This window comes from Hydrogenovibrio sp. (assembly GCF_049975065.1).
Taxonomy (GTDB): Bacteria; Pseudomonadota; Gammaproteobacteria; order Thiomicrospirales; family Thiomicrospiraceae; genus Hydrogenovibrio.
The window spans coordinates 1-21,099 of the sequence record NZ_JBNGDN010000006.1 but is presented as its reverse complement, the minus strand read 5'-3'; the positions used below and the strand labels follow the sequence as shown (position 1 = coordinate 21,099).

The window sequence follows — 21,099 nt, the reverse complement described above, 5'->3', positions numbered from 1 at the left end:
GCTTGCATGATGACGGTCCATATTTTGGGCAGTGTCCGTTCGGGTTTTCTGAGTAAAGCCTGCTGAGGCAGGCGTCGTTCCAAAGCAGAAAAGCGCAGACACTACTTTTGTTTAAAAAAAGAAAGCGAAATTATAGAGCTAAAAAACGAAAATGCAAGTATAAACCGCAATTAATGATTGAATTATCGGCGTTTTTTGCAGCTTGCTGGATTATCGTTTCATGGCCATAAACAGTTCGTCGTTGGTTTTGGTCACTTTCAGCTGATCAATCAGGGTTTCGATGGCATCGACTTCGTTGTTGAGGCCTTGCAGGAAGCGGCGTAGAATCCAAATATTCTGCAGTTCATCCTGAGTGGTGAGCAGTTCTTCCTTACGTGTGCCGGATTTCTCGATGTTAATGGCTGGGAAGGTACGTTTTTCGGCAATGCTGCGCGACAGGTGCAGCTCCATATTGCCCGTGCCTTTGAATTCCTCAAAGATGACTTCATCCATTTTGGAACCCGTGTCCACCAGCGCGGTGGCGATAATCGTCAAAGAACCGCCTTCTTCGATATTACGCGCCGCACCGAAGAAACGTTTCGGGCGGTGCAAGGCATTGGCATCCACGCCCCCGGTCAAAATTTTGCCGGAAGACGGCACCACTGTGTTGTAGGCGCGCGCCAGACGGGTGATGGAATCCAGCAGGATGATGACATCGGTTTTGTGTTCCACCAGACGTTTGGCTTTTTCGATGACCATTTCCGCCACCTGAACGTGGCGCGTCGCCGGTTCGTCGAAAGTGGAGGAAATGACTTCGCCCTTCACGGTGCGCTGCATTTCGGTGACTTCCTCGGGACGTTCGTCAATCAGCAACACGATTAAATAGGCATTTGGGTGATTTTCGGCGATGGACTGCGCAATCTGCTGCAGAATGACGGTTTTACCCGACTTCGGCGGTGCGACAATCAAGCCACGTTGGCCTTTGCCAAAGGGAGCGGCTATGTCAATAATGCGCGGTGTAATGTCTTCGGTGCTGCCATTGCCCAGTTCCATTTTTAGACGTTCCTGTGGATGCAGGGGCGTGAGGTTTTCAAACGCGATTTTTTTACGCGCCACATCCGGGTCTTCAAAGTTGATTTTTTCCACTTTGAGCAGGGCGAAGTAGCGTTCGCCTTCTTTGGGCGGGCGAATCTTGCCTTGGATGGTGTCGCCTTTGCGCAAGCCGAAGCGACGAATCTGGCTGGGCGAAACATAGAGGTCATCCGGGCCGGCCAGATAGGAACCGTCCCCCGAACGCAGAAAGCCAAATCCGTCCGGTAGGATTTCCAGCACACCTTCGCCGTAAATGTCTTCGCCGCTTTTGGCGTGAGATTTTAAAATGGCGAAAATAATGTCTTGTTTCTTTTGTCGGGCGAGGTTATCCAATCCTTTTTCGCTGGCAATCTCCAGCAAAGCCGCGGCGGACATTTTTTTGAGGTCGTTTAAGTTCATAGGGTTTTAGTCAGTCTTTGAGTCACGTTAAATAAGTGTTGGGGGTTGCGTTGGGTGTATCGGTATTCTGAGTGGTTCGTTGTTGTGTGCGTGCGTAGAGATTAGATCGAGACGCACCTTGATGGGCGGTGGTCTCGATGAACGAAGCGTGCTCCGGATCGGTTCCGGAAATATTACAGGTTGCCGTCCAAGAAAGCGCTCAACTGTGATTTGGACAGGGCACCGACTTGGGTCGCATCGATTTCACCGTTTTTGAACAATACCAATGTCGGGATGCCGCGAACGCCGTATTTTGGTGGCGTGGCTGGGTTTTCATCAATGTTCAGTTTGGCGACTTTGATTTTTCCCGCGTATTCACCGGCCACTTCGTCCAGTATCGGTGCAATCATTTTACAGGGGCCACACCATTCGGCCCAGAAATCCACCAGTACCGGAATGTCGGATTGTAGCACTTCACTTTCAAAGTTTGCATCGGAGGTTGCAATCATGTTGTCACTCATCTGGGTAACTCCTTGTTAGATAATTATATTCTGTGTTTATATTTTCGCGTTGTATCCCGATTCGATGCAGATCCAATGTTGTGGATGTTCCCGTGCAGATAGCTTGAGGCACTCTTAAAAAGAATGACTGGTTAAGCGGTTCAGGAAGCGATCAGAATCGAGGTAAGGTTGTCATCTTGTCAAGGTCGTCCATTTCGGTTTGCCTGAAATGATGCGGGGTGCCCTGCTTGGATGAAGCTGATAATTTTGAATTTTTGCAATTATTACATTCTTCAGGATTTGATTGCAAGTAAAAATATCGCAATAGGGTCGGAATTTTGTCCTCCATTCATAAATGGCCTCCTTCGTAAGCCTGTAATGACCATTTTTGTAAGGCTAGTGGGATATCTTGGCGCGAGTTTGTCTGTCGAAAAATGGGTAAAGGAATGAAGCTGTATAAAAATTCTCCCTAACCGTTTATCTCTTTAACCGCTTCTTTACACTTGGTGTTTTTAACCCGAATGTTTCATGAATTTGTGCTGAGATTGCGCAGAGCATTGGTTTCACAAGGAAATTTTCGAAGAAGCGTCGTATCCGTGATTACGACCGACTGAGAAAATATTTCTTGTGGAATCAAGGAGCAAGCAAGGTCGGTGCAAATTTGTGAAATATTCGGGTTAAGGGGTGTTTTTTGAGCTTGCGGCCAAGCAGAAATCACCGAGAACTTTCAGAGCACTGAGAAAAAAGTTATGGAAAAGACGTTTTCATTAGCGGAGCTGGCGGAGATTACCGCGCAGTCGCGCCGCAGGATCCGGTTCCGTTTTAGGTGAACAGCACCCCCACCTAAAACTTGTAGAAGGTGTAAAATCATGGCAAGCTATTAAACCCTGTTTGGGGTTTCTGAATGCCATATTGATAAGCCGTATTGATAACTTGAAAATGACCCTACCAAACCCGCCAAAAAGTCCGAAATACATATCAAACCATTCAAGCACTGGCGAACAAAGGATAAAGTTGTGACAGAATCCAACGCACTTTCACCCAACGACTCTGATTTATCAAACTTAGTCGGTCACATAGCGCAACTCATTGAATCGGCACGGGGGCAAGTTCGCCAAGCGGTGAATTCTGCCATGGTGCAAAGCTATTGGCAAATTGGTCATTTAATTGTCGAACACGAACAATCGGGGGAAAGTCGCGCCGCCTATGGCAAACAACAATTACAAGCGCTTTCATTGCAACTCACGGAAAAACTCGGCAAGGGGTTTGATGTCACCAATCTTAGAAATATGCGTAAATTCTACTTGGCTTTTCCAAAACGAGACGCAGTGCGTCTTGAATTGAGCTGGACGCATTACCGCAGCCTGTTAAGAGTCGAAAACCCGCAAGCCAGAGACTGGTATCTCAAAGAAGCCATTGATCAAAGTTGGAGCGCCAGAGCCTTAGATCGCCAAATCCAAAAACTCTATTATGAGCGCCTGCTTGCCAGCAAAGACAAAGCCTTGGTTGAACAAGAAGCGCAAGAAAAAACCCAGTCGCTAGCAGAAACGGCAAAGGATTATTTGCGTGATCCGTACATACTCGATTTTTTGAATCTACAAGACAAAACCTATCAAGAAACCGACATCGAACAAGCGATTATCAGCAACCTACAACAGTTCTTGCTTGAACTCGGCAAAGGGTTTGCCTTTGTTGAACGCCAACAACGCATCCGTTTTGACGACCAAGATTTCTATATTGACTTGGTGTTTTACAACTTCAAGCTCAAATGTTTTTTACTGCTCGATTTAAAACTTGGCAAGCTCACCCATCAAGATATTGGTCAAATGGACACCTATATTCGTCTCTATGACGAACAGCGCAAAGGCGAAGATGACAACCCCACTATCGGCCTAGTGCTATGCAGTGAAAAAAGCGAAGCCGTGGCCAAATACTCGGTGCTGGCCGACCAAAAACAACTTTTTAGTGCCGAATATCTGCCCTATTTACCCAGTGAAGAAGAACTCAAACGTGAACTCGAGCGTGAACGCGCAAAAGCATTACAAGCCTTAAATGACCCAGAAAATCAATCATGAAGCCCGTTCAAAATACGTTTCTGCGCAATCTCAGCACAAATTTATGAAACATTCGGGCTAGAAAATCGGAAAATCCTTTAGGATATGCGTTTTAGCCAAGCGGACGGTTGCGTCGCTGGCGAGCAGGGCGCGTGTTAAGCGGGGCACAAAATAAAACAAGTTGGTTTTTAAATGGATATTTCACACCTATTAAATGATTTGAACGACGCCCAGCGCGAAGCGGTGACGGTGGAGGATCGCCATGCGTTGATTTTGGCGGGCGCTGGCAGTGGCAAAACCCGGGTGCTGGTGCATCGCATTGCCTGGTTGACGGAGGTAATGGGGTTTTCGGCCTATAACATTTTGGCCGTGACCTTCACCAATAAAGCCGCCAGTGAAATGCGCGGTCGGGTGGAGGCGTTGATTGGCAACCAGTCGCAAGGCATCACCATGGGCACCTTTCACGGCATCGCTTATCGACTGTTGCGCACGCACTTTAAAGAAGTCGGATTGCCGCAAGCGTTTCAGATTCTCGATGCCGATGATCAGAAACGCGTGATCAAGCGGTTATTGAAAGCCTTGGAGTTGGACGAAGCGCAGTGGCCGCATAAACAGGTGCAGGCGTTTATTAATGGTGAAAAGGAAGAAGGGCGGCGCCCGCATCACATTGACGCCGGACACAATCCCTATGTGCGTAAAATGGTGCAAATTTACCAGGCCTACGAAGATCAGTGTAAACGGGCAGGCCTGGTGGATTTTGCCGAACTGCTGTTGCGTGCCCATGAGCTTTGGTTGAAGAATCCGCAGGTGCTGGCGCATTATCAAAATCGTTACCGTCATATTTTGGTGGACGAGTTTCAGGACACTAATACCTTGCAATACGCCTGGTTGCGGGTGTTGGCGGGCGCCACGGGCAAATTGTTTATCGTCGGTGACGACGACCAGTCCATTTACGGTTGGCGTGGGGCGAAAATCGAGAACATTCGCCGTTTTGACGAAGATTTTGCCGACGTCAAAACCGTGCGCCTGGAACAGAACTACCGTTCCACAAATATGATTTTGAAGGCCGCGAATACGCTCATTGCCCATAATCAGGATCGTATGGGCAAAAACCTGTGGAGCGCCGGCGAAGACGGCGAGCCGATTCAAATTTACGAGGCCTTCAATGAGCAGGATGAAGCGCGCTATATTTGTAATCAGATTGAAGCCTGGTGCGAGCAGGGCGGCGGCCGTTCGGAAGTCGCCGTGTTGTATCGCTCCAATGCGCAATCGCGGGTGATAGAACAGGCGCTGTTGCAGGCGCAGATTCCCTATCGGGTCTATGGCGGCTTGCGCTTTTACGACCGTGCCGAAATCAAAGATGTGTTGGCCTATTTGCGTTTGCTGATCAGCCGGGAAGACGATGCGGCCTTTGAGCGGGTGTACAACCATCCGCCGCGCGGCATCGGCCATAAAACCGCTGACCAGATTCGTGAAGTGGCGCGGATGGAAGAAATTTCGCTTTGGCAAGCGGCTCGTCAATTGGTGGAGGTCGGTCTAACGGCGCGTGCCAAAACGGCGGTGAACGGATTTCTCACCTTAATTGAGGCGTTGGATCAAAGCACCGAAGGGCAAAATTTGCAGGATCAGGTGATGCAAGTGGTGTCGCGTTCCGGCTTGCAGCTGCATTTTGAAAAGGACACCTCCGAGCAAGGTCAGAGCCGCTTGGAAAACATCGACGAGTTGATTAACGCCGTCAGTCAGTTTAAGCCGATGCGTACCCATGAAAGCGTGGCGGATTTGCCGAGTAATGCGTTCGATGAACCGAATTTCGCTAATCCCAGTTTCGATAACCCCTTGGCGGAATTTTTGGCGCAGGCGGCGTTGGAGGCCGGTGAGCAACAGGCGGATCATTGGGCGTCGTCGGTGCAGTTGATGACGTTGCACGCCGCCAAAGGGTTGGAGTTTCCGCTGGTGTTTATGATTGGTTTGGAAGAAGGTCTTTTCCCGTCACAACAGTCGCAGGAAGATCCGTATCGCATGGAAGAAGAGCGCCGTCTGGCTTATGTCGGCATTACCCGGGCGGAAAAGCAGTTGGTGATTTCCTATGCCAATCGTCGCCGGATGCACGGTTCGGAGTTTTATCCCTTACCGTCACGCTTTTTAAAAGAAATCCCGCAAGACTGTGTGCAGCAAGTGCGTTTAAACGGGTCGGCACAGGCGACCACGGCGTCCTATGGCGGCGGATTGGGCGCAGGCGGGTCGGCCAGCTTGAATGAAAGCGGTTATCAGATTGGCGAGCGAGTGTTTCACCAGAAGTTCGGCGAAGGCACGGTGCTGGCCACCGAAGGCGCGGGGGATCATGCACGGGTTCAGGTGAACTTCAATCACGCCGGTTCCAAATGGTTGGTGGCGGCATTTGCCAAGCTGGAGAAATTGTGATGTTCCGCGTCGAGGAATTGGGCATTCCGTCCTTGTTGGCGCCGGTATCCTTTGCTTTGGCCGAACAAGAAATTATGATGGTATCGGGCGTTTCGGGTTCCGGTAAATCGTTGTTGTTACGCGCGTTGGCGGATCTGGAACCCCATTCCGGCCAGGCCTGGCTGAATGCCAAGAAACAAAGCGATTTTCCTGCGCCGGTGTGGCGGCGCCAAGTGATGTGGTTTCCGGCGGAAACGGCCTGGTGGGAAGACGCTGTTTTGGCGCATTATCCGCAAGCCGCTATTGAAAATGACCAGGCCTGGTTATTGTCTGGTCTGACGGCGCTGGGGTTGGATCGATCGATTCTGAAACAGACGGTGGCGGCTTTGTCGAGTGGCGAAAAACAGCGTTTGGCGTTGTTGCGCGGGCTGGCCTTTCGGCCGAAAGTGTTGTTGTTGGATGAAGTGACGGCCAATCTGGATCCGAATACGACCTTGGCGTTAGAAGCCTTGGTGCAGGGGTATTTAGCCGAGGCCGGAGGGTGTGCGGTTTGGGTGTCGCACGACCCAGAACAGGTCGAACGACTGGCTTCCCGTCAGCTGGTGCTGGCAAAATCGCCAGCCGTTGGCGGGGAGCAAGGCGGTTAGCGCTTATTTGTCGAAGTACTTATCCAGTTCTTCGTACAGGACTTCCATATACATCAGTTTCGGGCCGCCACCCATGACGACCGCCATCATCGCCGCTTCGAGAATTTCTTCTTTGGTGGCTTTGGCGGCAACGCAGTCTTTGGTGTGAACCGCGATGCACCAGCCGCACTGGAAGGCAATCGCCAGTGACAGCAGGATCAGGTGTTTGTTTTTTTCGTTCAAAGCGCCGTCTTTTTCGGCGATTTTAATAAAGGCGCCGAATTCTTTGATCTGTTCGGGCATGTCCTGCATTAAACGCCCCATCAGTTGTCCGGTTTCTTGCAGTCTTTCCATGTGTGGCTCCTCTGGTTTTTGGTAAGGGTTGGCGGCTAAGGCTGGGGGATGAACGCATCCAACTTTGTGCCAAGCGCTCATTAATATTACCGTAAAAAGGATGTGGGTTGTTTGGCATTTTGTGACAAATATTTGAACATTTAGCAGGGATCTCAATGAGCCAACAAAAGGACAGGCAAAACGACAGAGGGTTGATGGCACCTCAGATTGACTGGGGAGACGGTCAGGTTCCGAGAGCGGTGGCGTTTGAAGATGTGTATTATTCCGATCAGAACGGTTTGGCCGAGGCCGATTATGTTTTTGTGCAACCCAACCGTTTGCCTGCGCGGTTTGCAGGCCTGGCGGAAAACGCTGTTTTCAGTGTGGCGGAAACCGGGTTTGGAACCGGACTGAACTTTTTGCTGACGGTGCGGCTGTGGTTGCAAACGGCGCCGCCAAGCGCGGTGTTGTATTTTCTGTCGTTTGAAAAATACCCTTTGGACAAGACGGAGCTGCAAAAAGCCCATGCCGCTTTTGATGAACTGTCGCTTGTGTCTCAGGCGTTACGGGACGCCTACCCTTTGCGACTGCCGGGCTGGCATGAGGTGTGCCTATTTGGTGGTCGTGTGCGTTTGACGCTGTGGTTTGGCGATGTGTTGCAGGGGTTGATTGAGTGTGAGGATGCCGTGGCGGCCTGGTTTTTGGATGGGTTTACTCCATCGCGGAACCCAGATATGTGGCGGGAAGCGCTTTATGGTCACATGGCGCGGCTGGGTCAGGCGGGCACCACCTTTGCGACCTTTACCGCAGCGGGCGAGGTGCGGCGCGGTTTGCAGAAGGCGGGGTTCGATGTCTCGAAACAGCCGGGTTTCGGCCTGAAGCGCGAAATGTGTTTCGGGCAGCTGGTGGCGACACGCGCCTTTTCGTCGAAAACCCCTTGGTTTGTGCGGCCGCCCAGCTTGGACGCACCGAAAACGGCGGTGGTGATTGGCGCAGGCTTGGCGGGGGCGACGGTGGCTTACGCCTTGGCGCAACGCGGTTTGGACGTGCGCGTTTTGGAGGCGGCTTCGCAGCCGGCTGAGCAGGCTTCGGGCAATCTGGCCGGCGCGATTCACCCGTTAGTGACGGCGGACTGGAACCTGCGCAGTCAGTTTTATCTGCGCGGTTTTGAAATCACCCAGGCCTGGCTCAAACCTTGGATACAGAGCGGCGAAGTGACGGGTGAACTGAACGGTTTAATGCAGTTGGCCGTCACCGATAACCTGAAACAACGATTGCAAGACAGTGGGCAACGGGTGGGTTTGCCGCCGGACTTTGCTCGGTGGTGCCATGCCGAGCAAGCGAGTGACATTATCGGTCAGGAAACACCTTTTGAAGGGCTTTATTTTCCGCAAGGTGGTTGGGTGCAACCGACCACGGTGGTGGCGCGATGTCTTCGCCATAAAGGGATTCAAGTCCGCTTGAACAACAGGGTCACGGGGTTTGAGAAACAGCACCAGGCTTGGACGATTCACACCCAAGAGGGTACGCTTGTGTCGGATGTTTTGGTGGTGGCAACGGGCGCACTGGCGTCCGAACTGAATGCGCAATTGGCTCTGCCGATTCGTCCGGTGAAGGGGCAGGTGACGCATTTGCCGACCGATTCAATCGCATCGCCATTAAGATGCCCGGTCACGCATCGCGGTTACACTGTCAGTTTGGGAGCGGCTTGTGGTGGGGTGGTGGCCGTTACCGGTGCGAGCTTTGAAGCGCCGAGCTTATCGCCGAGCCTGAGCCTGGAGGCGGATTTGGAAAATGCAGCGATGGTTTCCGAAGCCTTGCCCGACTGGTTGCGCCATGATGCCCTTCCGCGAGCGAGGGCACCGTCGGGCAAGGTTGGGTTTCGCCCGACCACGGCCGATCATTTGCCGGTCATTGGTGCCGTGCCGGATTGGGATTGGATGCAGCAAGCCTATTTCAGTCAATCGCATACCCAAGCGGTGTTTCGTTATGCACCGCAGCGCTATCCGCCGGGGCTGTATGTCAGTAACGGGCACGGCGCACGGGGATTGATGTCGGTGTTTCTGGCGGCGGATATGATTGCACGGCAGGTGACTGGCGAGCGATCCTTAATGCCGATGGCACTCTATCAAGCGGTGCATCCGGCACGTTTTGCCATCCGAGCCTGGCGCAGTGGTAAAACGCTTGGTTAAGCCTTTTTACTCTTCAGTATTGATGCGAGATAAAGTAACATAAACGACTTCAGTTGTACCTATAAACAGCAGTCAGGCGATTTCCGATGGTCTTAGGCCTGTTTGCGGGTTAAAAATATCTCTAAAAAGTGGTTAACGATAATGAAAAAAAATATGGCAGTTCTGCTCCTTCTCGGCGGTTTTTTATCCGCTTGTTCACAAACGCCGGTCAATGAAAATCAAGCGGCTGAAAACGTCGCCCCGGCTTGGACGGTTTCAACGCAAGATGATGACGGTCAGTTTTTATACGCCAAGGGGCAGGCGCCTTTGACGCTCGGTCAGGAGGCCGCCATTGCACAAGCCAAAGAACAGGCCAATGAAAATCTCTGGGCACTGGTCAGGGGGAAGTTGCAACCCTTGCCGACCACGGACATGATGGCGGTGGATAACACGGCATCGCCTTTTAAAACCAAGTTGCTGGAAGCGATTGAAGCGGAAACTAAGCCGTTTGCCATGATCCTATCGGACTCCGACAAGGTGTATGTCGATGACACCACTGGCGCGGTGTTCGTCCAAGCCAAGTTGCCGAAAGCGGATGTGCGTCAAGCGCTGTCGGAGCGTTTGAGTGTTCTGGATGCTCAGTTGACCGATTATGTGCATTTGAGCAGTGATGGCCGCAAGCTTAACCAGCTCTTGTCATTGCTACCGGCCATGCCGACCCTAAATGAGCGTGCCCGCTTGAAAACGGAGCTGGAAGCCTTTGAGGGTCAGGCCGTGACCTTGCCGAACGATCAACTGGCCTCGCTGTTGAGTGGTCGTATGGAACGATTGATGGCAGAAATCATCGTGAATCTTGATGCGAGTACGCCTGAAACCCGACGGTTTGAAAAAGCCTTCCAGAAAGCCTTGGCTTCGCAGGGTTTCAGCCTATCGGCGAGAAAGCCGGACTTGACCTTTAAGTACTTTATTGAATCCACTTACACTCAAAAAGGCATGCTGTATCAAGTCAGCTTGGTCGGCGATCTGGAAATGATTGATGCACAGGATGTGACCGTGGCCACCATCAGTGATGAATACACGGGCGAAAACATTCAGCTGGAAGCCGCGACCGATTCCGCACTGTTGGTGTTTGCGGAAGAAGCGACTGACACCATTGTGAAAACGTCGGTGGACTATATGAATAAAGTGAACCACTTTAACTATAATCGTTAATCTGAGCGGCGGGAGGCTTGATGTCAAAGGTGATTCTGGTTATTCTGTTAATCGGTTTTATGGCGCTGGCGATTATGTTCGACTGGTTCGATGGTCGTGATTTGGCGCAAACAGCCTTGAATGCTTTGCAGAAGGGCGTGATCGCCCTAGAAGAAACCGGTGACGCGGTCACCGGTGCGGTGGAGCAAGTTCAGCAACAACAAAAGGAAGCACCTTAAATGCGGTTTAGAAAATTATGGCGTGCGGGTTGGTTAAGTGCGGGGATATTGCTCGCCACACCGACCCTTGCAAACGATGGTCATATGGGCGTCGATCTCAGTCTGTCCGAGCAATCGGCCAAAGTCGGTTTGTACACGCTGCGCGAAGCCCCGCAGGATATTACCAACTTGGGTGTGAATGCGCTCTTTAATACCGACAGTGATTACATGATTGACCTGTTTGGTAGCATTGCCAAAAAAGGCTTGTTTGGCAGCCCGAATGTTGAGTTGGGGCTGAAAGGTAAGCTGTTTTATCTGGAAAAAAACGCGGACAGTAAAAACGGTTACGGCCTGATGATGGGCGTGTTGGGGCGTTATTGGCTGCCGACTTCGATGCCGTCGGCGATTTATGCGGATTACCTGTATGCGCCGGAAGTAACGGTGTTTGGCGATGCGCGCACCGCCAACGAGTGGAAGGTGCGAGGTGAGTTGCAAATGCTGTCGAATGTGATGGCGTATTTGGGGTATCGCAAGCTGGAAGCGGATTTTGCCAGCGGTTCCCACAACTTGGATGATCATTTTATGATCGGAGTTCGGATTGGTTTTTAAGGCACTCGTTGCATATTTTAGGCGCTTAGCGATTCCGATTGCGGTGTCGATGATTGGGTTTAAGTGTCCATGAGGTTGCGCGTTCTAGGCTGCAACGGTGGCATTGCGCCGGGGCATGGCACGTCCGCTTTTCTGATTAACGATTCTGTGCTGGTCGATTGCGGTACGGGCGTGGAGGCGTTAACGGTGGCGGAAATGGCTCGGATTCGTCATGTGTTTTTAACCCACAGTCATCTGGATCATATTGCCCACTTGCCGTTTTTATTGAACAGCATTGTTAATACGTTTGATACGCCGGTTCAGGTGTATGGCATTGCGCACACTATTGAGGCTTTGAAAACGCATATCTTTAATGACGTCATCTGGCCGGATTTTCTGAAAATTCCGTCCGAAGATGCGCCCTGTGTTAAGCTGAATGTGATTGCGCCGGATGCCGAAAGGGTCTTTTCCGACTTCACAGTGCGCAGCCTACCGGTTCAACACTCGATTCCCGCGACCGGTTATGTGGTGACCTCCGGCGACGCTTCGGTGGCGTTCAGCGGAGACTGTTACCAGAACGATGGTTTTTGGGCTGGGCTCAATCAGTTGCTGCCAGTCGATATGTTGATCGTGGACAATCAATACGCCTCCTCTGATGCCGAAATCAGCCGCTTGGCACAACATTATTATCCGGCGTTGCTGAAGCAGGATTTGCAAAAACTGGCGTATCGGCCACCCCTCTATTTAACCAATGTTCCCCCTTATGACAATGAGACGATGCTGGCGGAAATTCGATCGGAATTGTCCGATTGGGCACCGAATATTCTTAAAACCAATGATCGTTTTTCACTTTAGTCCAGAATCTTTGCCATAAAATCGGTAAAATCATACTCATCGAGATTTTTGCACGTGCGGATGATTGGCGGTTTTCCGCCTCTTAGAACGGTCTGTTCGTGCAAAGCCGTTTAAGCGTTGGGGTGACTGTCGGGTGTGGCTTTTGTGAAAAAAATAATCAATTCGTGGCTTGAAAAAGGCTATGCTTTTTTCATCATCACCCCACTTTTATTGGTGGGAATCGCATTTGTTTTCTGGCAGAACTACCTTGAAAACCAGCAAGTAAATCAAAATGTGGCGCTGGAAGATGCGAAAAACTTTGCTGTTTCTGTTGTTAAATACCGTAATTTTTATGCAAAACAAATTTTACCAGGCCTGGTGAAACGCGGCGTTCCGATTACCCACGACTTCAAACAGCACCCGGACGGTGCCGCGCCGTTACCGGCGACTTTTGCCAAGGAGTTCGGGCGTTACCTGTCCGCCGGGCGGGACGGTTATAAGGTCAAACTGTTCAGCGATCAGCCGTTTGACTGGAGTCCCGATTCGCATCAGCTGGATGCGTTCGAAGCCGATGCCATGGCGTTTCTGCGCGAGCATCCGCAGGAATCTTTTTGGCGAATTGAGACGCTGGGCGGTCAGGCCATTCTGCGTTTTGCGCGAGCCGATGTGTTGCAGGAAGGCTGTGTGGCTTGCCACAATACCTACCCAGGGACACCGAAAACCGATTGGAAAACCGGTGATGTGCGTGGTGTTCTGGAGGTGCAGCGCCCATTGAGTTATGCCTATGCGGATCAACAGCAAACACTGAATTCATTTTTGTTAATGGTCGCTTTGGCGCTGATTACGCTGATGCTGCTGGCGGTGATGATGCGACGTCTGAAAGGGGCGTTGCAAAGAACCCGTCAATTGCTGAAAGAGCAATCCAGTGCCAATGCGCGTTTGAGCAAAGAAGCCCAATATCGCGAACAACTCACGTCCGAACTGGTGATGAACCAGAATAAAATGCGGGCGGTAATGAATTCGGTGACGGATGTGATTGTGGTGATCGATGCCAAGGGCATCGTCATTGAAGTGAATCACGCTATCGAAGCGCTATTTGGGTATCACATGGATGAGCTGTTGGGTGAAAACATTAAAATGCTGATGCCCGAGCCTTACCGTAACGCCCATGATGGTTACTTGGATCATTATATGCACACCCGTCAAAAAAGCGTGATCGGTCGAACTCGACGCGTTGAAGGTTTGCGCAAGAACGGTGAGCGGTTTCCGATAGATTTGTCGGTCAGTGAGGTGCAGTTGAATGATTCGTTGGTGTTTACCGGTGTGATTCGAGACATTACCGAGCAGGTTAAGATGGAAGACACCATGGCGAAAGCGCGGGATGAAGCCATTCAATCGGCGCAATTGAAGTCGGAGTTTTTGGCGAATATGAGTCATGAAATTCGTACCCCGATGAACGGTGTGATCGGCATGACCAACTTGCTGTTGGACTCGCCTTTGACGCAGGAACAGCGTTCGATGGCGGAAACGGTTTCGTCCAGTGCGGCCGCTTTGTTGCAGATTATCAACGATATTCTCGATTTTTCCAAAATCGAAGCCGGTAAGCTGACCATTCAAACAGAATCGATTTTCTTGCTGGATTGGTTGGACAGCGTGGTGAAGGTGGTGGCCGACCTGGCGTTTGCGAAGGGATTGCGTTTCGACAGCATTCTCGATGTCGATTTGCCGTCAGAACTTACGTTAGACCCGGGGCGAACCCGTCAGGTGCTGGTCAATTTATTAGGCAATGCGATTAAGTTTACCGAAAGCGGCTATGTGCTCTTAGTGGTTAAGCTGGACGCGAAGGCCGCTCAACCCGGGCTGATTTTTGAGGTGCAGGACACAGGGATCGGCATTTCGGCGGACGCACAACAAAAGCTGTTTAAAGCCTTTTCGCAAGTGGATGGCACCTCAACCCGACTGCATGGCGGAACCGGTTTGGGCTTAGTGATTTCCCAGCAGTTGGTTGAGCTGATGGGCGGTCATCTGGCGTTTCACAGTGTGCAGGGGCAAGGGTCACAGTTTTCATTTCGCATTCCGGTGTCGGTATTGAGTGACACCCCTTGTTTAGTCCCTAGAACGGAGCCTAAAGCCGCGCTTTACTTGGCACCGGCCATCCCGCCGATTGAACGTTGGTGTCAGCAAATGGCCGATTTGAATGTGGCGTTGGTTCCGCTGGCGGACTGGTCGCAGTTCCAACAGTCGGTTCAGCAGCCGTCTTATGACCGGCTGCTGGTGGATCTGGTGCATTTGGAAACCATTCAACCGGATCCGGCGGCGTTGTTAAGCGCCATGCAATGGTTGAGCGAACAGTCGGTGCCTGTAATTTGGTTGGTCACACGGCATCAGTTGCAGGTAAGTGAGTATCGACCCTTCTTTGAGCCGGCTTCGGCTGTGTGTCTGGCAAAACCGGTTCATCCGCTGTCCTTTTTGGCGGCCTTGGATTCATCGGATGACGGGCTTGGTGATGATTCCTTGAGTGGCGAACCGGTCACTGTGAAAGCACCAGAGGCGGACGCCGCGTCAACGCCACCCGATCCAGCGGTGGCCTCCAACCCCCCAGAGACAAAATCCGCCGCGCGCATTCTATTGGTGGAAGACAATTTGGTGAATCAAAAGCTGGCGCTGGCGTTATTGGCTAAAATGGGGTATCAAGCCGAATTGGCCAGCAATGGTCAAGAGGCACTCGACAAGGTCGTTGCCGGTGGGTATGATTTGATTTTGATGGACTGCCAGATGCCGGTCAAAGACGGTTATCAGGCGACTCGCGACATTCGTGCGCACGAGCAGACGCTGGGGCGGCATGTTCCGATTGTGGCGATGACGGCCAATGCCATGAAAGGCGATGATGAGAAATGCTTTGCGGCCGGCATGGATGACTATATGAGTAAACCGATTAACCCTGCATTGCTGGCAGAAAAGGTGACGTTTTACCTTGACGCGAGTGATGACCCAATTTAACCAGGCCTGGATAATGTCAGTTGAAAATCCCATAGCCCAAAAAATCGGACTGTTGATTATCGGTGACGAGGTTTTGTCCGGTAAACGGCAGGACAAGCACTTGGTGCAAGCCAACAGCCTGTTGCGCCCGCGCGGCTTGGCGATTTCCTGGGTGCGGATTTTAGGGGATGAGCCGCGACTATTGACCGAAACCTTAAAAGAAACCTTTGCCAGTGGCGACATTGTGTTTTCGTTCGGCGGCATAGGGGCGACACCGGATGATCGCACTCGTCAGTCGGCGGCGAAAGCATTGGGCGTACCGATTGAACGCCACCCGGATGCGGTTCGGGAAATTGAAGCGCAATTCGGAGAAGACGCCTATCCGCAGCGCATTCACATGGGTGAATACCCACAGGGCGCGCGCATTATTCCAAACGCCTATAACCGTGTGCCCGGGTTTTCGGTGGGCGACCATCACTTTATGCCTGGCTTTCCGATGATGGCAAAATCCATGATGGAATGGGTTCTGAATACTTATTATGCCGAGATGACTTTTGAACCGACGGTGGAAAAAACCATTCGTTTGAAGGATGGTCAGGAGTCGGAGTGGATTACCTTTATGGAGGATTTCGAAGCACGTTTTCCGGATTTGCGCCTGTTCAGTCTGCCCAGTATTTCGTCCAGTGGGGAACGCACCATTGAACTGGGTGTTGAAGGGTTTGAAGCCCAGGCCGAAGCTGGGCTGGGTGTGTTGATTGCCGAAGCGGAAAAACGTCAGGCGACGTTTGAGATACTTTGACGCCGCGTGCCACCATGCGTACCACCGATGTGCTGGTGCTGGGCGCGGGTGCCGCCGGTTTGATGTGTGCCGCCACCGCTGGGTATCATGGTCGCAGGGTTATTGTATTGGATCATGCACCGAAAGCGGCTGGCAAAATCCGCATTTCCGGCGGCGGCAAATGCAACTTCACCAATCGATCGGTTGAGCCGGAACACTATCTGTGCGGCAATCCGCATTTCGTTAAAAGCGCCTTGGCACGTTATCAACCACAGGATTTTATCGACCTGGTGGATCGTCATGACCTAGCGTATGAAGAACGCGAACTGGGCAAACTTTTCTGCCAGAATCGTGCGGGGGACTTAATTCAAATCCTGCGCACCGAATGCGATTGGGCCGGTGTTGAATTCCAATTAAACACACGAATCGAGCGGGTCGAACCCCTAGAAGAGTCGTCCCGCCCCTTGCGGTTTCGCGTCATCACTGATCAAAGTATCATCGAATGCGAATCGCTGGTGGTGGCGACGGGCGGCTTGTCGTTTCCGAAACTCAAAGCCAGCGGCTTCGGGTATCGTCTGGCGGAGCAGTTCGGTTTGGCGGTGACCGAAAAACGCCCAGGCCTGGTGCCTTTGGTGTTTGATGGCAAGCTGCGCGATTTTTGCGCCGCCATGGCGGGGGTGTCGCTGGATGTGACCCTCAGCAATCAAGACGCCACACAATCCTTTTCAGAAGCCTTATTGTTTACCCATCAGGGCCTCAGCGGCCCAGGCGTGTTACAAATTTCCAATTACTGGCGGCCGGGCGAAGCGATTCGGGTGAATCTGCTGCCCGGCCTGAAAGTCACCGAAGCCTTGTTGCACTTGAAGCAAGAGAATCTCGGGTTGAAAAAGTGGTTGAACGGTTTCTGGCCGAAGAAATTTACCCAGGCCTGGTTGGAAAGAACCCCTTTGCCGGAACCGCTGGCGGAACTGCCTGATGAACGCTTGCGGCAGTATGCCGAACAACTGACCGACTGGACGCTTTACCCATCGGATACCGCGGGTTACGACAAAGCGGAAGTGACTCTGGGCGGCATCGACACGGATGCGATTTCTTCGAAAACGCTGGAGGCCAAAGCCACACCGGGATTGTATTTTATCGGTGAAGTGCTGGACGTCACTGGCCAATTAGGCGGGTATAATTTTCAGTGGGCCTGGGCCTCCGGCTTTGCCGCCGGGCAATCGGCTTGATCAAGAGAAGGGTTCAATGCCGTATAATAGCGTTATTCAGAAACCCAAACGAGAGCGAATAATCGTCCTATGAATTTACTCAATCTACCTGAAGACACCCGTGCGCCTTTTTCCAAAACCGTTCAGACGTTGATTCAAAAGCATAAAATTGACCCGAATGAGATTTTCATGAACGTATTGGAAAGTGAAGAAGCGCCGGAAATGAATTACTGGATGATGAAGGTATTGATTCAGGAGCATTTCGTGTCGCCGCAACAGGAAGTGGCCAAGGATGCAGCGGGCGAAACCGTCAAACCCTTGCAGGCGGCGTGCTTGTTGAATAATGTCGGTGCGCTGGCGGCGTTGCTGGAAGCCAACGCCTTTCAGGGTGGGGTGATCGACCGTGAATTTCAATTGGCGGCGCGGATCGCTTCACGTCAGGAAGACCAAGGGGCGCTGGGGGTTCTTATGAAATACGCCCAAGAAGTGGGGCATCTGGAAACCTTTATGCGTGAATTGCAGGGTGCGCCAGTTCAGTAAAACGTCTTTATTGTAAGTTAGTATTTTTTACTCTATGATTTGTTTATAGGGGCATTTATATTTAGTGCTAGAATAGTCTGGTCTGATTTTCGTTTAACCAATTTATAAGGTGTAATCATTATGAAACTACGTTTACCGCTTCTTTTTCTATCTTCCGCGATGTTAGCGACCGCTACCGCGCAAGCCGGTGACTTGCCTGTCACTAATAATAACGCCAGTGGCTATGTATGGGATTCTTACGGGCACATTGTCCGTGACGGTAATGGCAACTGCGTTCGTAATATTTACTGGAAAAAAGACATTCCTGAGTGTGGCGGAAAGCCGGAAGTCGAAGAAGTTGTAGTGGTGCCTGAATCCGTAACTGAAGTTGTTGAAGTAGAAGAGGTTGTGGTGATTCAGGTGGCCAAGCCCGCTAAGTTCGACGAGTTCTTCAAAACGAATTCCGCCGAATTGAGCGATAAGGCGAAGTCGGATCTGAACGACTATGTTGAGTACTTAAATGCGAATCCGGAAATGAAATTAAATGTACGTGGTTTTACAGACAACACTGGTACCGCAGCCTACAATAAAAAGCTGTCGCAAAGACGTGCGGATTCTGTCAAAAACTACTTAGAAGGCAAAGGTATCTCGAGTGATCGTGTTTCCGCAATCGGTATGGGTGAAGATTACCCGTTTGCCGACAATGCTACCGTTGAAGGCCGTTCTCAGAATCGTCGTGTCGAGCTGACTGTGGCGCGATGAGCCAGTTGGTCTGGAATAAAAGCGGCTCCGGTCGCTTTTATTTTGCTTTTGTTAATAGTCTGTGGCTATTGTATTGAAATTAATATTTAATTTTACTAAATTTTATGACAGGGTATACTGGTTATCAGCATTAAGAAACCCATTATTGTGTTCCTGACGCAGGATGCGGTAAGATTTTGCTTGGCAGGTTTTGAATGCCCTTTGTAGCAAGACTGGCAGTGGCACAAATAGGTCCACCACCCATGAGTCAAGATCATACATTTATAGTTAAAGGAGAAAAAGATGTCTCAAACAATGGAAAATCGTGAAGGAAAGACAGTTCCAAGCGTAATCTGGCCAACACGTCAGAATAACGAATGGGTCAATGTTAACAGTGATGATATTTTCAAAGGTCGTACGGTTGTCGTTTTCTCGCTTCCGGGAGCTTTTACCCCAACCTGTTCTTCAACCCATTTGCCACGTTACAACGAGCTAGCACCGGTATTTTTCGAAAACGGTGTCGATGAAATCGTTTGTTTGTCCGTAAACGATACCTTTGTTATGAATGAATGGGCGAAAGACCAAGAGTCCAACAACGTGACCTTGATTCCGGACGGGAACGGCGAGTTCACGGAAGGCATGGGCATGTTGGTTGATAAAAACGACCTGGGTTTCGGTAAGCGTTCATGGCGTTATTCCATGTTGGTGAAAGACGGTGTCGTTGAGAAAATGTTTATCGAGCCGAATGTCCCGGGCGACCCGTTTGAAGTCTCCGATGCCGATACCATGCTGAATTACATCAACCCGAATGCACAAGCGGCGAAAGTGGCGACCATTTTCACCAAGCCGATTTGTCCTTTCTGTGCCAAAGCGAAAGCGGCGCTGGAAGATGCCGGCATTGAATATGAAGAAATCGGTATTTCCAATCACGGTGTGACGTCTCGTACACTTCGTGCGGTCGCGAATGCGGATACGGTTCCGCAAATCTTCATCGAAGGCGAATACATCGGTGGTTCCGACGACCTTGAAACCTATTTGGCCAAATAAGCTAAACAGGAAGATGGATGCAAAAACCACCAGACCTGGTGGTTTTTGCCTTTTTAGGGATGAAAACAAGAATGCCTCTGTATTGATATGGGTTGATGCCAATACATAGACGTTTTTTCAGGAAGAGGAAAGTGCAAGATGCAATATGATTACGATTTGATTGCCATTGGTGCCGGTAGCGGTGGTTTGTCCGTTGTGGAGCGTGCCGTCGAGTACGGTAAAAAATGCGCCGTGGTGGAAGCCAAGAAGATGGGCGGCACCTGCGTGAATATCGGCTGTGTGCCGAAAAAAGTGATGTGGTTTGGTGCGCATATTGCAGAAGCGCTCCGTGATGCGCCGGACTTTGGGTTCCACGTGGAACGCAAAGGGTTCGACTGGTCGGAATTGGTGAAGCGTCGTGAAAACTACATTTCCAATATCACCACTTGGTACGGCGGTTACATGAAGGATTTGGGCATTGATGTGCTGGAAGGCTGGGGCCGTTTTGTCGATGCGCACACTGTGTCGGTCGACGGAAAAATTGTGACCGCTGAAACCATTGTGATTGCCCCGGGCGGCACGCCGTTGATTCCGAATGAAACCGAAAACGCTGACTTGGGCATCACCTCGGATGGCTTTTTCGCCTTGCAGGAACAGCCGAAAAAAGTGGCGGTCATCGGCAGCGGTTACATCGCGGTGGAAATTGCCGGGGTTTTGCAGGCATTGGGCACCGACACCACCTTAATCAGTCGAAAGGATTTGGTGTTACGCGGTTTCGACGACATGGTACGTGAAACCCTGACCGATGCCATGATCGAAAGCGGCATTCATAAGGAATACCACTTCAAGGTCAAGAAGTTGATAAAGGCCGACGACGGAACTTTGATCGTCGAGTCGGAAGACGGTCAGCACCTGGAAGGCTTTGATGAAGTCATCTGGGCCGTGGGGCGTCAGACCTTGACCGAGCCGTTGGCCTTGGACAAGGTCGGGTTGGAAGTCAACGGACGTGGATTTATCGACGTTAACGACTATCACCAGACCGATGTGCCGAATATCTATGCCATTGGGGATGTCACCGGGCAGGCGCAGTTGACGCCGGTCGCCATCCGTGCCGGGCGTTATCTGGCGGAACGGCTGTATAACAACCAGCCGCAGTTGAAAATGGATTTGTCCAAAGTGCCGACAGTGGTGTTTTCGCATCCGCCGGTGGGCACGATTGGGTTGGCCGAACATGATGCGCGCCGTGAATACGGTCACGACAATGTTCAGGTCTATTCATCGGTGTTTACCCCGATGCGTTATGCCTTCACTGAGCATCAAATTAAAACGGCTTTGAAATTGGTGTGTGTCGGTGAAGAGCAGAAAGTGGTCGGCATTCACATCGTCGGTGACGGCGCGGATGAAATGCTGCAAGGATTCGCGGTGGCGGTGCAAATGGGCGCGACCAAAGCGGATTTGGATGCGACCATCGCCATTCACCCGAG

The 21,099-nt window shown here is 51.2% G+C and carries 18 protein-coding genes; 15 read left to right on the top strand and 3 right to left on the bottom strand.

Features of this window, described 5'->3' with window-relative positions; translation table 11 throughout:
* Positions 1-210: 210 nt before the first annotated feature.
* Positions 211-1,470, bottom strand: a complete 1,260-nt coding sequence (gene rho, locus ACP5D0_RS02000; RefSeq protein WP_472363882.1) for a transcription termination factor Rho — start codon at positions 1,468-1,470, stop codon at positions 211-213.
* A 173-nt stretch (positions 1,471-1,643) separates the two neighbouring features.
* Positions 1,644-1,970: a thioredoxin TrxA gene (trxA, locus tag ACP5D0_RS01995; RefSeq protein WP_472363881.1), complete on the bottom strand. Its 327-nt coding sequence runs from the start codon at positions 1,968-1,970 to the stop codon at positions 1,644-1,646.
* Positions 1,971-2,965: 995 nt separating this feature from the next.
* On the opposite strand from trxA, the gene ACP5D0_RS01990 reads away from it, so the two are divergent.
* From ACP5D0_RS01990 to ACP5D0_RS01980, 3 genes are all read left to right on the top strand, one after another.
* The gene (locus ACP5D0_RS01990) at positions 2,966-4,024 is read left to right on the top strand and encodes a PDDEXK nuclease domain-containing protein (RefSeq protein ID WP_472363880.1); all 1,059 of its coding nucleotides are present in this window, start codon (positions 2,966-2,968) and stop codon (positions 4,022-4,024) included.
* A 171-nt stretch (positions 4,025-4,195) separates the two neighbouring features.
* Positions 4,196-6,424 carry a DNA helicase II gene (uvrD, locus tag ACP5D0_RS01985; protein WP_472363879.1) on the top strand — a complete coding sequence of 743 codons (2,229 nt, stop codon included), beginning with the start codon at positions 4,196-4,198 and terminating at the stop codon, positions 6,422-6,424.
* Positions 6,424-7,050: an ABC transporter ATP-binding protein gene (locus ACP5D0_RS01980; RefSeq protein WP_472363878.1), complete on the top strand. Its 627-nt coding sequence runs from the start codon at positions 6,424-6,426 to the stop codon at positions 7,048-7,050. Before uvrD ends, ACP5D0_RS01980 begins: the two co-directional genes overlap by 1 nt.
* Before the next feature lie 3 nt (positions 7,051-7,053).
* On the opposite strand, the gene ACP5D0_RS01975 is transcribed toward ACP5D0_RS01980, so the two are convergent.
* Positions 7,054-7,383 (bottom strand): carboxymuconolactone decarboxylase family protein, encoded by a 330-nt coding sequence (locus ACP5D0_RS01975; protein WP_472363877.1) that lies wholly within the window; start codon positions 7,381-7,383, stop codon positions 7,054-7,056.
* Between the two features lie 155 nt (positions 7,384-7,538).
* Between ACP5D0_RS01975 and mnmC the strand changes: the two genes are divergently transcribed.
* From mnmC to gorA, 12 genes are all read left to right on the top strand, one after another.
* A complete protein-coding gene (gene mnmC, locus ACP5D0_RS01970) occupies positions 7,539-9,554 on the top strand; it encodes a bifunctional tRNA (5-methylaminomethyl-2-thiouridine)(34)-methyltransferase MnmC2/FAD-dependent 5-carboxymethylaminomethyl-2-thiouridine(34) oxidoreductase MnmC1 (RefSeq protein WP_472363876.1) in 2,016 nt (671 codons plus the stop codon).
* 153 nt (positions 9,555-9,707) lie between these two features.
* Positions 9,708-10,745 (top strand): hypothetical protein, encoded by a 1,038-nt coding sequence (locus tag ACP5D0_RS01965; protein ID WP_472363875.1) that lies wholly within the window; start codon positions 9,708-9,710, stop codon positions 10,743-10,745.
* 20 nt (positions 10,746-10,765) lie between these two features.
* Positions 10,766-10,963, top strand: coding sequence for a hypothetical protein (locus tag ACP5D0_RS01960; protein ID WP_472363873.1), 198 nt, complete (start codon positions 10,766-10,768; stop codon positions 10,961-10,963).
* Positions 10,964-11,551 (top strand): YfaZ family outer membrane protein, encoded by a 588-nt coding sequence (locus tag ACP5D0_RS01955; RefSeq protein WP_472363872.1) that lies wholly within the window; start codon positions 10,964-10,966, stop codon positions 11,549-11,551. It begins immediately after the preceding gene.
* A gap of 69 nt (positions 11,552-11,620) precedes the next feature.
* A complete protein-coding gene (locus ACP5D0_RS01950) occupies positions 11,621-12,385 on the top strand; it encodes an MBL fold metallo-hydrolase (RefSeq protein WP_472363906.1) in 765 nt (254 codons plus the stop codon).
* 144 nt (positions 12,386-12,529) lie between these two features.
* A complete protein-coding gene (locus tag ACP5D0_RS01945; protein WP_472363871.1) occupies positions 12,530-15,364 on the top strand; it encodes a PAS domain S-box protein in 2,835 nt (944 codons plus the stop codon).
* Positions 15,365-15,377: 13 nt separating this feature from the next.
* A complete protein-coding gene (locus tag ACP5D0_RS01940) occupies positions 15,378-16,142 on the top strand; it encodes a competence/damage-inducible protein A (RefSeq protein ID WP_472363870.1) in 765 nt (254 codons plus the stop codon).
* Positions 16,139-17,350, top strand: a complete 1,212-nt coding sequence (locus ACP5D0_RS01935; RefSeq protein WP_472363869.1) for a BaiN/RdsA family NAD(P)/FAD-dependent oxidoreductase — start codon at positions 16,139-16,141, stop codon at positions 17,348-17,350. The genes ACP5D0_RS01940 and ACP5D0_RS01935 overlap by 4 nt, the downstream gene beginning before the upstream one ends.
* Positions 17,351-17,419: 69 nt before the next feature.
* Positions 17,420-17,869, top strand: coding sequence for a hypothetical protein (locus ACP5D0_RS01930; protein WP_472363868.1), 450 nt, complete (start codon positions 17,420-17,422; stop codon positions 17,867-17,869).
* A 120-nt stretch (positions 17,870-17,989) separates the two neighbouring features.
* On the top strand, positions 17,990-18,610 hold the full coding sequence (locus ACP5D0_RS01925) for an OmpA family protein (protein ID WP_472363867.1): 621 nt from the start codon (positions 17,990-17,992) through the stop codon (positions 18,608-18,610).
* A gap of 282 nt (positions 18,611-18,892) precedes the next feature.
* Positions 18,893-19,636 carry a glutathione peroxidase gene (locus ACP5D0_RS01920; RefSeq protein ID WP_472363866.1) on the top strand — a complete coding sequence of 248 codons (744 nt, stop codon included), beginning with the start codon at positions 18,893-18,895 and terminating at the stop codon, positions 19,634-19,636.
* A gap of 138 nt (positions 19,637-19,774) precedes the next feature.
* On the top strand, positions 19,775-21,099 hold a 1,325-nt coding region (gene gorA, locus ACP5D0_RS01915; RefSeq protein ID WP_472363865.1), incomplete at its 3' end, for a glutathione-disulfide reductase.